Genomic DNA, 12544 nt, shown 5'->3' with positions numbered 1-12544 from the left:
GGAAAGGAGCCCTCGTTCAAGTCGATGTGGGAAGTGGTGAAGGAGGGGAGATTGGGCAACCTGGAAACTCCGCCAAGTGTCCGGAAGCTGCAGACTGCATTACATGCGAAAGCGAAGGCAGAACCCGAGTATCGGTTCTATCTTCTGTACGATAAGGTGTACCGCGCGGATATTCTGAGCTTCGCCTATGCCAGATGCAAAGCCAATGGCGGCGCAGCTGGGGTCGACGGCCAGACGTTCGAGGACATTGAGGCGTACGGAAGCCAAGATCGGGACTCCGAGGATCGCAAGAACCCGGATATCGAAACCGACTGGAACCCATGGCTCGGGGAACTGGCGCAAGAGCTCAGGGAGAAGACTTATCGACCGCAAGCGGTCAGACGGGTCTACATTCCGAAGCCGAACAGCAAGAAAATGCGACCTCTGGGGATCGCGACGATACGCGACCGGGTTGTACAGACGGCGGCGATGTTGGTGCTTGAGCCCATCTTCGAGGCCGACCTGCAGCCTGAGCAATATGCGTACCGCGCCGGCATGAATGCGCTGGACGCGGTCAAGACCGTGCACCGCCTAATCAACACCGGGTACACGGCCGTGGTCGACGCTGATCTGCGTGGCTACTTCGATGAGATTCCGCACGGACCACTGATGAAATCGGTGGCGCGCCGGATCACCGACCGGCAGGTCCTGCACCTGATCAAGATGTGGATCGAGGCGCCGGTGGAAGAGACGGACGATCGCGGACGAAAACATCGAACCACGCGAAATCGGGATGAGCATCGCGGCATTCCGCAGGGCTCCCCGATCTCTCCGCTACTGTCGAACCTGTACATGCGACGGCTGGTGTTGTGGTGGAAGCAATCAGGCACGCCGCAACGGTTGGGAGCCGTCATCGTCAACTACGCCGACGATCTGGTGATCTGCTGCAAGGGTACGGCCGATCTTGCCGTGCAGACGATGCGAGAGGTGATCAAGAAACTGCAACTGGAGGTCAACGAAGACAAGACGCGCACCTGCCGTGTACCGGGGGAAAGCTTCGACTTCCTGGGCTACACGTTCGGGCGGTGTTACTCCCGCAAGACCGGGAAGGCCTATCTGGGCACGACGCCATCGAAGAGGAGCATCAAGCGAATCTGCGATGCGATCAGTGCCGAGACCGGCCAACACACGAAGACGATATCAGCCGAGAAGCTGGTGAAGCGACTCAACTTCAAACTGAGCGGATGGGCGAACTACTTCCATCTTGGGCCGGTCTCCAAGGCCTACCAAGTGGTCGAGGCCCATACCAACTATCGGCTGCGCCAATGGTTATGCAGAAAGCACCGGGTCAATGGCAAAGGGATCAGTCGCTACCCCGACCAGTACCTCCACGAAACCCTGAGGCTGGTCCGGTTGCCGGGGCTGACGCGTAACCTGCCGTGGGCGAAGGCATGAGTGCTTGTCCGAGAGCCGGATGCGCTAGTCGCGCATGTCCGGTTCGATGAGGGGAGTGTGGAAACGGGGACCATGGCTCGGCCGTTCAGGCACCGCCAGACGAAAGGGGCGGAAACAGATACGCCGGACCTAACGTCTACCGCGCCACACTCCTACTCTACCGCCCAGAATGGTGCGTGAAGTGATCACACCGGTTCGGTGAACTGGGCGAGAAACCGGCGCATCCTTGTTCAAGGATCGATGCGTTCTGACGCTATTGAAATAGTCGGCGCAGGATTTCAAGACCCGACGCAAATGCATCTCGCCCAAGACTATGATGTGGTCCACACACTCGCGCCGGATCGATCCGATCAGCCGTTCGGCAAAGCCATTCTGCCAAGGCGAGGCTGTTGGCAAACTTGCTGTTCGCGGCTTTCGGCAAGCGGCTGAGCACAAAATCCTTGATCTGGTTTGTCGGCGCGGCGGCCCTTGCGCTTGCTGCATGCGCCACGGCAGGGTGGCTCGGGTTTGGCATCGAAGTCGACAAACGCGGCGTGCTGGGCGGCGGACCGAGCTGGGAAACGTTCGGCGCAGGAGTGCTGCGGGTTGGCTTCTCGTTCTTCGCCGGCGTCTTGATCTACCGGTTCTACGAATCGATGCGGCTGCCGCCGGCGAGCCTCGGCTCGTCGGTCGCCGCATTTGCCGTCGTCACCGGGGTCCTTGCGCTGGGTTTTTCCGCGAATTTCGAACTCCCCGCGACCCTGTTTTCCGTGATCGTCATCTTTCCGCTTGCGATCATGATCTGCGCGCGTTTCGACCCGCCGAAAGGCGTTTTGACAAACACCATGCGCACCCTCGGGCTGCTTTCCTACGGGATGTATGTTTTGCAGGGCGTGACGTTCTATGCGGTGGAGGTCTGCGCCCGGCATTTCGGGATCCAATCGGTCTTGATCGGGCTGTTCGCGATGCCGGTCGTCGCTGCGATCGCATACGCAGCCACCGTTTTCGTCGACCTTCCGGTCAGGCGTTGGATGAAGCAAGCGCTCTAGAAACCGACGTAGGGGGATGCGGGACAGGCGGACGCTAGGCGCGCCTGTCCCTGCGATCACCTCACGCCATCACGCGCTCCGGCAACAGCTCCGCGATCTGCACCGCGTTCAGCGCGGCGCCCTTCAACAGCTGGTCCGCCGCCACAAACATCGAGATCGAATGGCCGGAGAGGTCGCTCAGATCCTTGCGGATGCGGCCGACCAGCACGTCGTCCTGGCCAGATGCATCGATCGGCATCGGGAAATAGTTCTTGGCCCGATCGTCCACGATCCTGACGCCCGACGCGCTCGCCAGGATCGCGCGGACCTCGTCTTCGCTGATCGGCCGTTCGCATTCGAACGTGATCGCCTCGCAATGGGCGCGCAGCACCGGCACGCGCACGCAGGTAACGCCGACGGCGATCCGCTCGTCCTCAAAGATCATTCTCGTTTCCTTGATGACCTTGGTCTCTTCGTCGTTGTAGCCGGTCGCGGGATCGATCGCCGTATTGTGGTTGAACAGGTTGAACGCGTAGGGATGCGGCATGACCTTTGGCTGAAATGCCTCGCCATTGAGATAGGCGCGGGTCGATTCCACCAGTTCCTCCATCGCCGCTGCTCCAGCGCCGCTGGCCGCCTGATAGGTCGACAGGATCAGACGCTTGATGCGGTTGTTGCGGTGGATCGGCCACAGCGGCACCAGCGCCGTGATCGCGGCGCAGTTCGGAACGGCGATGATGCCCTTGTGCTCCCGGATACGGCCCGCGTTGATCTCGGGGATCACCAGCGGCACGTTCGGATCCATCCGGAAGGCGGAGGAATTGTCGATCACGACGGCACCGGCCTTGACCGCGATCGGCGCGAACTTTCGGGAGATGCCGCCGCCGGCCGAGAACAGCGCGATATCGACGCCGTCGAACGAGCGCTCGGTTAGTTCTTCGATCACGATCTTCTGGCCGCGAAAATCGATGGTCTTGCCGGCCGAGCGCGCGCTCGCCAGCGCCTTGAGCTTGCGGAGCGGAAAGGCACGCCTGTCCATGGTGGCGATGAATTCGGCACCGACGGCGCCGGTCACGCCGGCGATGGCAACAACGGGATCGTTCTTCACTTTGGTCTCCATCAGGCAATAAAAAAGCCCCGGACCTTTTCAGGCGGGGCTTCGGTTCAGATGGTGCGATCGTCCAGACTACGCGCGCACGGCTCCCGAGCCCCCGGAGGGTGCTTTGGTTTTCGCAGTACGTTTGGTGGTCGTGATCATGGGGCGGACTTATGCTGAAAAGTTTGATCGGCGTCAACGGCTTTTCGGCCGAAAATCGGCATCAGCGAGGTTGAACAGGGGAGCGTTGTCACGCCATAAGCTGACGCATGAGCCTTCCCGATCATCCTGCCAATCATTTCGATCTCCTTGCCACCGACGGCGCCGCGCGCACCGGCCGCCTGACCACCCCGCATGGCCTGGTGCGGACGCCGGGCTTCATGCCGGTCGGCACCGCCGGCGCCATGAAGGGCATGCACTGGCGCGAGGTGCGCGAAGCCGGCGCCGACATCGTGCTCGGCAATACCTATCATCTGATGCTGCGGCCGGGGGCCGAGCGGATCGCCGGCCTCGGCGGCTTGCAGCGATTCACCGGATGGGGTGGGCCGATGTTGACCGACTCCGGCGGCTTCCAGGTGATGTCGCTGTCGGAGTTGCGCAAGGTGACCGAAAACGCCGTGACGTTTCGCTCGCATATCGACGGCGCCAAGGTCGAACTGTCGCCGGAGCGTTCGATCGAGGTGCAGCGGCTGCTCGGCTCCGACATCGCCATGCAGATGGATGAATGCGTGCGGTTGCCGGCCGAGCGCGGCGATATCGAGCGCGCGATGCAACTCTCGCTGCGCTGGGCGGAGCGCAGCAAGCGCGCGTTCGAGACCGCGCCCGAAGGCTACATGCTGTTCGGCATCGTCCAGGGCGGCGACGTGCCCGAACTGCGTCACGCCAGCGCGCGCGGGCTGGTCGAGATCGGCTTTCATGGTTACGCGATCGGCGGGCTTGCGGTTGGCGAGCCGCAGGCGGTGATGCTCGCCATGATCGAGGAGACCGCGCCCCGGCTGCCGGCGGATCGGCCGCGCTATCTGATGGGCGTCGGCACGCCCGAGGACATTCTGGAGGCGGTGTCGCGCGGCATCGACATGTTTGACTGCGTGATGCCGACGCGGAACGGACGTCACGGCATGGCGTTCACGAGGTTCGGCCAGATCAACCTGCGCAACGCCCGCCATATCGACGATCCCCGGCCGCTCGATGAAGCGAGCCCGTGGCCGTCAACGCGGAATTATTCGCGCGCCTATCTGCATCATCTCGTCAGGGCAGGCGAGACGCTGGGCGCCATGCTGCTGTCGGAAATCAACGTCGCCTATTACCAAGAGCTGATGCAGGGCATTCGCGATGCGATCGCGGGCGGGACGTTTGAGGATTTCCGAAAACAAACGCGCGCCGATTGGGCGCGCGGCGACATTGCTCCGAGGTGAGTCAGTTACAGGCGAACCTCTTGACCGAATGTTTGGTTACGAAACCGTAACCACAGGTGTCGCAGGTCCAGAGATAGCTGATCAATTCGTCGTGCAGATAGGCAGACGCTTCCGCGGCGACCATGGAGTCGGCGCATACCGGGCAGGTCGGTAAATCACATCCGCGCGGGTTGGGCCTGGACGCCGCGGTCGACAGGATTTCAGCAAGTGCCGGCATCGTGACCTCCTTGCGCTCTGAACCTGAACTCATCTGATACCCAAACTATACACCCACTTGTTTGACGTTGTCGCAACACAAATGCGTAGGTTTGACGTTATTTGACGCCGCTAACATTTTGCAATGCAGCGAAATTTTGTCTCCGGTGTTTCTGGCTTGCACACCGGCGTGCACTGCACCTAACCTAGGAACAGCGCAAATTCCGCGCACATTCTCGCCAGGGGAGTCTTTGATGAACGCGCCAACGGCAACGAGTGCAGTGCAGCGTCCCGGGCGGGGCCGCGTTTTCGACTCCATCGTCGACGCGGTCGGCGACACGCCGATCGTCCGGTTGCGCAGACTGCCGCAAGCCCACGGCGTGCACGCCACCATCCTCGCCAAGCTCGAATATTTCAGCCCGGCCGCGAGCGTGAAGGACCGCATCGGTGCTGCGATGGTGATCGCGATGGAGAAGGCCGGCGTGATCAATGCCGACACCGTGCTGATCGAACCGACGTCGGGAAATACCGGAATTGCGCTGGCGTTCGTCGCGGCCTCGCGCGGCTACCGGTTGAAGCTGGTGATGCCGGAATCGATGTCGATCGAGCGGCGCAAGATGCTGGCGTTCCTGGGCGCCGAGATCGTGCTGACGCCGGCAGCGCAGGGCATGAAGGGCGCGATCGCGACCGCCGAGGAATTGATCCGCACCACGCCCAACTCGGCGATGCCGCAGCAGTTCAAGAACCTCGCCAATCCGGAAATTCACCGCCGCACCACGGCGGAAGAAATCTGGAACGACACCGGCGGCAATATCGATTTCTTTGTTGCCGGCGTCGGCACTGGCGGCACCATCACCGGCGTCGGACAGGTGCTGAAGCCGCGCAAGCCTTCGCTGCGCGTGGTCGCCGTCGAGCCCGAGGAAAGCCCGGTGCTGTCGGGCGGCCAGCATTCTCCGCACAAGATCCAGGGCATCGGCGCCGGATTCATTCCGGACATTCTGGATCGCTCCGTGATCGACGAGATCATCAAGATCAACTCATCGACCTCGATCGAAATCTCGCGCGCACTCGCCCGCAATGAGGGGATTCCCGGCGGCATCTCCTCCGGTGCCGCGATCGCGGCGGCGCTGCAGATCGGCAAGCGGCCGGAGAGCGCCGGCAAGACCATTCTCGCCATCGTACCGTCGTTCTCCGAGCGCTATCTGTCGACGGCACTGTTTGAAGGAATTTGATAATGGCCGATCAACCGAGGCGACCGAGAACCCTGAACGATGCGCGCTCCGAGGCCGAAGCGGCGTTCAAGCGCACCACCACCAAGGTGGCCGAGGCGCCGACCAAGACGGTAGCCATTCCCGGCGTCAAGGAACTGGTCTCGCTGCGTATCGACCAGGACGTGCTGCAATACTTCCAGGAGGGGGGTGCGGGCTGGCAGGACCGCATCAACGAGGCGCTGCGAAAGGCCGCGGGCAAGTAGGCGATCGCCGGCGGACAAGGAAGTTGAAATATGCAGGCTTACGTCGGCCGTCGACAAGTTCGTGAAACTGACGGCAGGGCATGCGGAGTGCACGCGATCCGCCCCCGAATGAAAAAGCCCGGGCGCTCCCGGGCTTTTCCCTTTGATGTGGCCTAGATCTAGCGGAACATTCCGCCGACCACGCCGCCGATAAAGGCGCCGGGGTTCGGGCCGCCGCCACCGCCACCGCGATAGTGACGGCCGCCACCGCCTCCGCCTCCACCGCCGCTATGGCGTCGGGCAGGGCGATCGTCGTCATCGCCGGAACTGGCGGATGTCGTGGCCGATACGATCTCGGTCAGCAAAGCCTTATGCTGCAGCTTGTTGAGGTAACCGCTCTTGGGATAGCCGCGGGCGGCCTGCCAGCGGGTGATCACGGCGCGGGTCGCTTCATCGAACTTGCCGGTCACCTTGGTGTCGAAGCCGAGCCCGGTCAGCCGGCGCTGCACGTCGCGGCGCTGGCCCTTGTCGAGGCCGATCCGGTCCTCGGTGGTCTGGTTCGCTTCCTCATTGAAGGTCGCGGGATCGACGCCGGTGGTCAGGTTGCGGGTCGTGGTGCTCGGGCCGTTCTCGAGGGCTGCGATCCGCGACAGCGCCAGCGACTTGAACTGGCCGTTGGGATAGTTGCTTAAGTAGGCGTTGAGCTCTTCCGGCTTGTTGGAATCCTTGATCGAGCGCCAGAACTCGAGTTCGACGTCCGAACTCGGAGCGGTGGCTACGGCAACCGGGGCGGACGTCGCCGCCGCCGTATTGGCCGCAGGTGCTGCGACCGGGTTCAGATAGACAGAACCGATCAGGTTGGTGTGGCCCCAGGGCAGTTGGCCCTTGTTGGTCTCTTCGTTGACCTGGGCGCGGACCTTGGTCATCGCCTGCTGGATCTCGACGCCGGGGGTTGCGATGTTGGCGATCAGGGCGCGCGTGAACGGGCTGTTGGTGCCTTCCTGACCGTCGAGCGCGGTCTGCCCCGGGCCGGTCGCGAATGCGATCAGGGTACCTTCGCCGGATTTCATTTCGGCAAGGCCGGTCTGCACCGAAACGCTGCGGGTGGCCGAGTTCGACTTGATCTTGGCAGCGAACGGATTGTCGCGGCAGGCGTCGAGGAACACCAGCTTGACCTTGGCGTCGCTCATGGTCTGGTCGAGCGTGAGATCGATATTGATGGCGGCCCCTAACTTGACGTCCATTTCCGATTTGATGTCGGCATCGACCGGCAACAAATAGTTGGTGCCGCTGATGGCGATGCCGTGACCGGCATAGAAAAACACGGCCACATCGGCGCCCTGGGCTTTCTTGCCGAAGTCGAGCAGCTTTTCCGTCATCTTGTCGCGGGTGAGGTTGGTGCCTTCGACGACTTCGAAGCCGACATTGCGCAGCACGCCGGCCATCGCCTTGGCGTCGACCGGCGGGTTCGGAAGCTGGGCGACGTTCTTGTAGGCGCCGTTGCCGACGACGAAGGCGACACGTTTCTCGGCGTTGGCAGCACTGGCGGTGAACGTGATGCAGATCAGTGAAGCAATGAGGGTGAGGGTGCGCATCTGAAATCCCCAGGCAGAATCGAAAAAACTTTAGCTACAACGCTGATCGCATATTACACGAAAAAGACACACTTCGCGCCCCCAAAAAGGGGGACTTGCCCAGAATTTTAAGACGCGCACCCGGCGCTTCCGACGGTAACCGCCGGCACGCGCGTGCGCGCGCGATCCGCATCACAATATTCGGCGACAGTCGCAGGGAAGAATCAGGCGCCGGCCCGCGCCGGAACCGGACTATTCGGTTTCAGGTTCAAGAGATTGCCCGTCAGGATGAGCGCGGCGCCAAGCACCGTGAACAGGTCGAGCCGTTCCGAATAGATCAGCCAGCCCACGGTTGCGGTCAGGGGGACCCGCAGGAAATCCATCGGGATCACCACCGTCGCGTCGGCATGCAGCATCGCGCGCGCCATGCAGTAGTGGGAGAAAGTGCCGCAAAACGCGATCACGACGACCCAGCCCCAGATGTAGGCCGGCGGCCAGGTCCAGACATAGAGCGCGGGGAAAAATCCCGCCGCCGTCTGCACCACCAGCATCCAGAAGATGATCGCCAGCGTCTGTTCGGTTCGGGTCAGCGACTTGACCACGGCGATCGAGATACCGAAGCCGACGGCCGCGGCGAGCGCGATCAACTGGCCCGGGTTGATCTCGCCGGTGGCGGGACGGACGATCACGATCACGCCGACCAGGCCGAGCGCGATCGCCACGATCTTCCAGCCCGTCATGCGTTCACCGAGAAAGAATGCGGCCAGGATAGCGGTCCAGATCGGCATGGTGAATTCGATCGCCACCACCTGGCCGATCGGGATCAGCGTCAGCGCGAAGAACCAGCCGAGCTGCGAGGCGTAATGGAGCAGATTGCGCGCGATATGCACATGCACCCGCGCAGTCTTCACCACCGAAAATCCGCCGTTGATCCGGATCAGTGGGTACAGCATCAAGAGGCCGAGGATCGAGCGCATCTCCATCAGCTGAAACACGTTGAGTTCACGCATGCCCTCGCGGCCCGCGACCGCCACGATCAGCATTAGAGCGAGCCAGCCCGCCATCCACAGCGCGGCCATCGATTTGGATTGTGTGCGGTCCATCGGCGGAGGAAATACCGGCTGGTCAACGAGGGGAGGCCGGTATCGGCGAGTTGAGGCTGATTTGCAACGCGCAAATGTGCTGACGCAGTGATGCGCGTTTCAATTTCGCGGTGGGATTGGCCGTTCGATTGATGCTAAGCAACGGCGGATTTTACTCGTCATTCCGGGGCGATGCGAAGCATCGAACCCGGAATCTCGAGATTCCGGGTCTGGTCCATCCAAGTCGGCTGTTGCCGACTTGGACACCAATATTGCTGAACTCGGGTAAACCCGAGTTCAGTGGACCATCCCGGAATGACAATGAAAATTGGGAGGACTTTGCTGATGCGTATCTTGCAACCGGCCGAGTGGTCGAAACCCCGCGGCTTTTCGCACGGCGTCGAGGTCGACGGTCCCGGCAAATGGATCGTGCTCGCGGGCCAGACCGGCGGCGACGAGAAGGGCGACTATCCGCCTGACATGGCCGCCCAGGTCGGCACCGCGCTGAGGCGGATCATCAAGCTGCTCGGCGAGGCCGGCGCAGGGCCCGAGCACATCGTCCGCCTGACCTGGTATTTGACCAGCCGCAGCGAATACGAAGCGGCCGGCGCCGGCATCGGCGCAGCCTGGAAGGAGACGCTCGGGCGCAACTTCCCGCCATCGACGCTGCTCTACATCGACGGGCTTGTCGATGTCAGGGCCAAGGTCGAAATCGAAGTCACCGCTTACGTGCCCAAAGTATAGAAGGCATAGGAAAAGCCAGAGAGAGTTTCATCAATGACCAATCGATCCACTGCTGCGGACTATGTCACGGCCTTCGCCACCGGCTGGCCCGAGAACCAACCCGACATCATGGTGCTTTCGCTGACCACGCACAAAGGCGTGCAGGACTTTGCGTTCAACAAGGAACAGGCCCTGTTAATCGCGAGAACCATCAAGGAAACCGCGGCGAAGCTGGCGAAACCCAAAACGAGCTAGTGACCGATCGACCGAATTGCGCCCCGGGCTTTGCCCGTGGGCGCAATTGGAGCGCTTATTTCGAAAGCGCCATATGGACGGATCTGAACACGCTGTCGGCACTCATGTCGACCGTCTGCTTGTTGCCTGCGGTTCGCAGCGAAATCCTGGCATTGAACGCGGCCGCGCTGGCCACAACCTGGAAGTTGCCGCCGCCGCCGCGGCCCTGCAGGCTGCCGCCGATGTTGCGGCTGCTCTCGGTCCAGTTTCCGGAGACCGCGCCGCCCTCGGCGACCACGTTAGCCGCGAGGTTGAACTTGTAGGCGTCGCTGGCGCAGGTGAGGCTCATCTCCATGTTTGGCCCGATCACCCGATAGATCGCGCGGCAACGGATGCGCTCGCTCGAACCATCGTCCAGCGTGACAGTGCCGCCGCCAGACCAGCTGCCGGCCATGCCCGCGAACGGGTTGGACTGGGCGTGGCTGGTTGAGGCGGTGAAGGCCATCATGCAAAACGCGACGGCTGCCAATATCAGCCGCCGCGCATGGGCGAAGAGTTCCGATGTTCGGCTCGTCTTACTGGCGGGACGCTTCCCACCGACCGCTACAAGGTACACCAGCTGATGCCCCATTCCATTTCCCCGATCCGGAGTTGCCACTGAGTTGACCGTTCGCATATGCACCATTGATCGAGACTCGCACAAGCCCCCCGCTTCCGACGCTGCCGGAGACCGGGGCGCCGGCGGCCGAAACCTTGCCGTCGGTGACCATCAGGGTTGAACTCGTCTGCGCATCGCAGCTGCCGGTCTTGGTGACGACGGTGACCTGCCAAAGCCCGTCATAGGGCGTCTGGGCGGACGCGGGAGCCGCTGCAAGGGCGGCCGCTGAGGCAAGAAACGAAGCGAAAAACAGGCCGCTAATGCGATTGTGGCGCATGGATCAAATCCCCGAGAGATGTGTGTGAAGAAGCGCCTTATCCGGGCACAATGTGTTCAAACTTTGGTGCGGCGCAGCAACACAGAAAGTTCCTGTGGAGTCAAACACATCAAGGTGAATTCGGTTCCGGGTCAGGAACAGAGAAATCGTTCCTGGCGACGGATTCGCGCACGTTCGGGGGCACTGGCGTCGAAAAGCCTAGTGTTTACCATCGCCCAGGCTTGGGGCGTTGGTCGCAAACTGCTCGTCCTGCGGCTTGGCCGGCAGGGCTTTGTGGGTTTTGGCGTAGTCGATGACGTCGCCAAGCAGTTTTTGGCCGAGCGGCGCCAGCGCGCGCTCCCATAATTCGCGGGCGGTCTCGCCCTTCTTGACGAAGACCCACTCCTGGGCCGCGATCGCGCCGGCATCCATCCGGTCGGCGAGGTGATAGACGCTGCCGCCGGCGATCGGATCGCCTTCCTTGATGGTCCATTCGATCGCGGCGATGCCGCGATGGCGGGGCAGCAGCGAGGGGTGATAGCCGATGCCGCCGAGTTTGGCGGCGGCCAGCGCCTCCCTGGTGACCCGGGCATGGCTGTGCGCGGTCACGATCAGGTCGGTGGCGGGAGCGATCTCCGAGGCTGCGACGAATTTGGGGTTGGCCTGGACGACAACCTCGATCCCGGCGGCTTTGGCGGACGCGGCCAGCCTGTCTTCGCCGTCGTGAACGACAACCCTGACGATGTCGACGCCGTGTTGCCGCAGCGTGTTCAGTGTCGTCACGCCGAAATGGCGGGAGCCGACCAGGGTAATCCGCATGTTGTGCTGTCCGTTATGATCGAAACTTCGTGCCCGTCGATAACACGTCGCCTGCATCTGTCACGCCGCCGGCCCTCCGCGCAGTGGGTTATCAACAGCGCGCACCGGGCGGGGCTGAACGCGCCGGCCGGCGAGGCGTAGCCGGCACGTTGGGGCGATCCAGGCCGGCGCCCCGGTTGGCCATGAAAATAGGCGGTGGCCGTAGGCTTTTTGACCATGGCAAAACTGTGTTGCTACCCTTGATTGCTTCGGGACCAGCACACCGTCAAGGCGGGCTTCAACTAACGCTTCGGCTGGCTGCAGCAGCCGCGACCGCTCCAGCCATTCAGGCGAGAATACGAAGCTCGGGTTTGCTGAAGGTACGGGCGGAACGGTTGACCGGCTGGGACCGGCGCTCCGCGGCCTTTTGCAGATAGGATCGCAGGTCGGCGCTGCACTGCTTCATCTGGTTGCGCAATTCGCGGCGGGTAAAGGCGGTGAGGGTTGGATCGCCCAATTGCTGCCAGGCCGCCCGTAACCGCTGCTGCAGCGCGCGTATCTCCTGATCGACGATGTCGGGCTCTGTCATTCCGGTGGAATCTCAAAGCGTGATCGCGTC

At 62.4% G+C, this 12544-nt stretch carries 16 protein-coding genes; 7 read left to right on the top strand and 9 right to left on the bottom strand.

Features of this window, described 5'->3' with window-relative positions:
• Positions 1–51 precede the first annotated feature (51 nt).
• Positions 52–1434, top strand: a complete 1383-nt coding sequence (gene ltrA, locus V1289_RS46215; protein WP_334406242.1) for a group II intron reverse transcriptase/maturase — start codon at positions 52–54, stop codon at positions 1432–1434.
• A 129-nt stretch (positions 1435–1563) separates the two neighbouring features.
• On the opposite strand, the gene V1289_RS46210 is transcribed toward ltrA, so the two are convergent.
• A complete protein-coding gene (locus V1289_RS46210; RefSeq protein WP_334406240.1) occupies positions 1564–1917 on the bottom strand; it encodes an integrase core domain-containing protein in 354 nt (117 codons plus the stop codon).
• Here V1289_RS46210 and V1289_RS46205 point away from each other — a divergent pair.
• Positions 1824–2462 carry an acyltransferase family protein gene (locus V1289_RS46205; protein WP_334406238.1) on the top strand — a complete coding sequence of 213 codons (639 nt, stop codon included), beginning with the start codon at positions 1824–1826 and terminating at the stop codon, positions 2460–2462. The two genes, V1289_RS46210 and V1289_RS46205, sit on opposite strands and share 94 nt — an antisense overlap.
• Before the next feature lie 61 nt (positions 2463–2523).
• On the opposite strand, the gene V1289_RS46200 is transcribed toward V1289_RS46205, so the two are convergent.
• Positions 2524–3561 (bottom strand): aspartate-semialdehyde dehydrogenase, encoded by a 1038-nt coding sequence (locus V1289_RS46200; RefSeq protein ID WP_334406236.1) that lies wholly within the window; start codon positions 3559–3561, stop codon positions 2524–2526.
• Positions 3562–3806: 245 nt separating this feature from the next.
• Here V1289_RS46200 and tgt point away from each other — a divergent pair, with 245 nt between their 5' ends.
• Positions 3807–4952: a tRNA guanosine(34) transglycosylase Tgt gene (tgt, locus tag V1289_RS46195; RefSeq protein ID WP_334406234.1), complete on the top strand. Its 1146-nt coding sequence runs from the start codon at positions 3807–3809 to the stop codon at positions 4950–4952.
• 1 nt (position 4953) lies between these two features.
• Here the strand turns inward: tgt and V1289_RS46190 are convergent, their stop codons facing one another.
• A complete protein-coding gene (locus V1289_RS46190) occupies positions 4954–5169 on the bottom strand; it encodes a hypothetical protein (RefSeq protein WP_074278626.1) in 216 nt (71 codons plus the stop codon).
• A gap of 232 nt (positions 5170–5401) precedes the next feature.
• On the opposite strand from V1289_RS46190, the gene cysK reads away from it, so the two are divergent.
• A complete protein-coding gene (cysK, locus tag V1289_RS46185) occupies positions 5402–6379 on the top strand; it encodes a cysteine synthase A (RefSeq protein WP_309176662.1) in 978 nt (325 codons plus the stop codon).
• Positions 6380–6381: 2 nt separating this feature from the next.
• On the top strand, positions 6382–6621 hold the full coding sequence (locus V1289_RS46180) for a BrnA antitoxin family protein (RefSeq protein WP_334406231.1): 240 nt from the start codon (positions 6382–6384) through the stop codon (positions 6619–6621).
• Between the two features lie 158 nt (positions 6622–6779).
• Here V1289_RS46180 and V1289_RS46175 read toward each other — a convergent pair whose 3' ends face one another.
• Together V1289_RS46175 and V1289_RS46170 are read right to left on the bottom strand one after the other, a co-directional pair.
• Positions 6780–8195, bottom strand: coding sequence for a caspase family protein (locus tag V1289_RS46175; protein ID WP_334406229.1), 1416 nt, complete (start codon positions 8193–8195; stop codon positions 6780–6782).
• Positions 8196–8398: 203 nt separating this feature from the next.
• Entirely contained in the window at positions 8399–9277 is an 879-nt protein-coding gene (locus V1289_RS46170) for a DMT family transporter (protein WP_334406227.1), read from the bottom strand.
• 324 nt (positions 9278–9601) lie between these two features.
• Between V1289_RS46170 and V1289_RS46165 the strand changes: the two genes are divergently transcribed.
• Positions 9602–10000: a RidA family protein gene (locus tag V1289_RS46165; protein WP_334406225.1), complete on the top strand. Its 399-nt coding sequence runs from the start codon at positions 9602–9604 to the stop codon at positions 9998–10000.
• Between the two features lie 33 nt (positions 10001–10033).
• Positions 10034–10234, top strand: coding sequence for a hypothetical protein (locus tag V1289_RS46160; RefSeq protein ID WP_309176667.1), 201 nt, complete (start codon positions 10034–10036; stop codon positions 10232–10234).
• A 55-nt stretch (positions 10235–10289) separates the two neighbouring features.
• On the opposite strand, the gene V1289_RS46155 is transcribed toward V1289_RS46160, so the two are convergent.
• The 4 genes from V1289_RS46155 to V1289_RS46140 form a co-directional block, all read right to left on the bottom strand.
• On the bottom strand, positions 10290–10844 hold the full coding sequence (locus V1289_RS46155; RefSeq protein WP_442896152.1) for a hypothetical protein: 555 nt from the start codon (positions 10842–10844) through the stop codon (positions 10290–10292).
• Complete coding sequence (locus tag V1289_RS46150; protein ID WP_334406221.1) at positions 10789–11148, bottom strand: hypothetical protein; 360 nt, start codon at positions 11146–11148, stop codon at positions 10789–10791. The genes V1289_RS46155 and V1289_RS46150 overlap by 56 nt, the downstream gene beginning before the upstream one ends.
• 198 nt (positions 11149–11346) lie before the next feature.
• Positions 11347–11946, bottom strand: coding sequence for a formyltransferase family protein (locus tag V1289_RS46145; protein ID WP_334406220.1), 600 nt, complete (start codon positions 11944–11946; stop codon positions 11347–11349).
• Positions 11947–12271: 325 nt separating this feature from the next.
• Complete coding sequence (locus V1289_RS46140) at positions 12272–12514, bottom strand: hypothetical protein (RefSeq protein ID WP_334406219.1); 243 nt, start codon at positions 12512–12514, stop codon at positions 12272–12274.
• Positions 12515–12544 lie beyond the last annotated feature (30 nt).

It is taken from the genome of Bradyrhizobium sp. AZCC 2289 (assembly GCF_036924615.1).
GTDB lineage: Bacteria > Pseudomonadota > Alphaproteobacteria > Rhizobiales > Xanthobacteraceae > Bradyrhizobium.
This window is presented reverse-complemented; position numbering and strand designations above follow the sequence as displayed.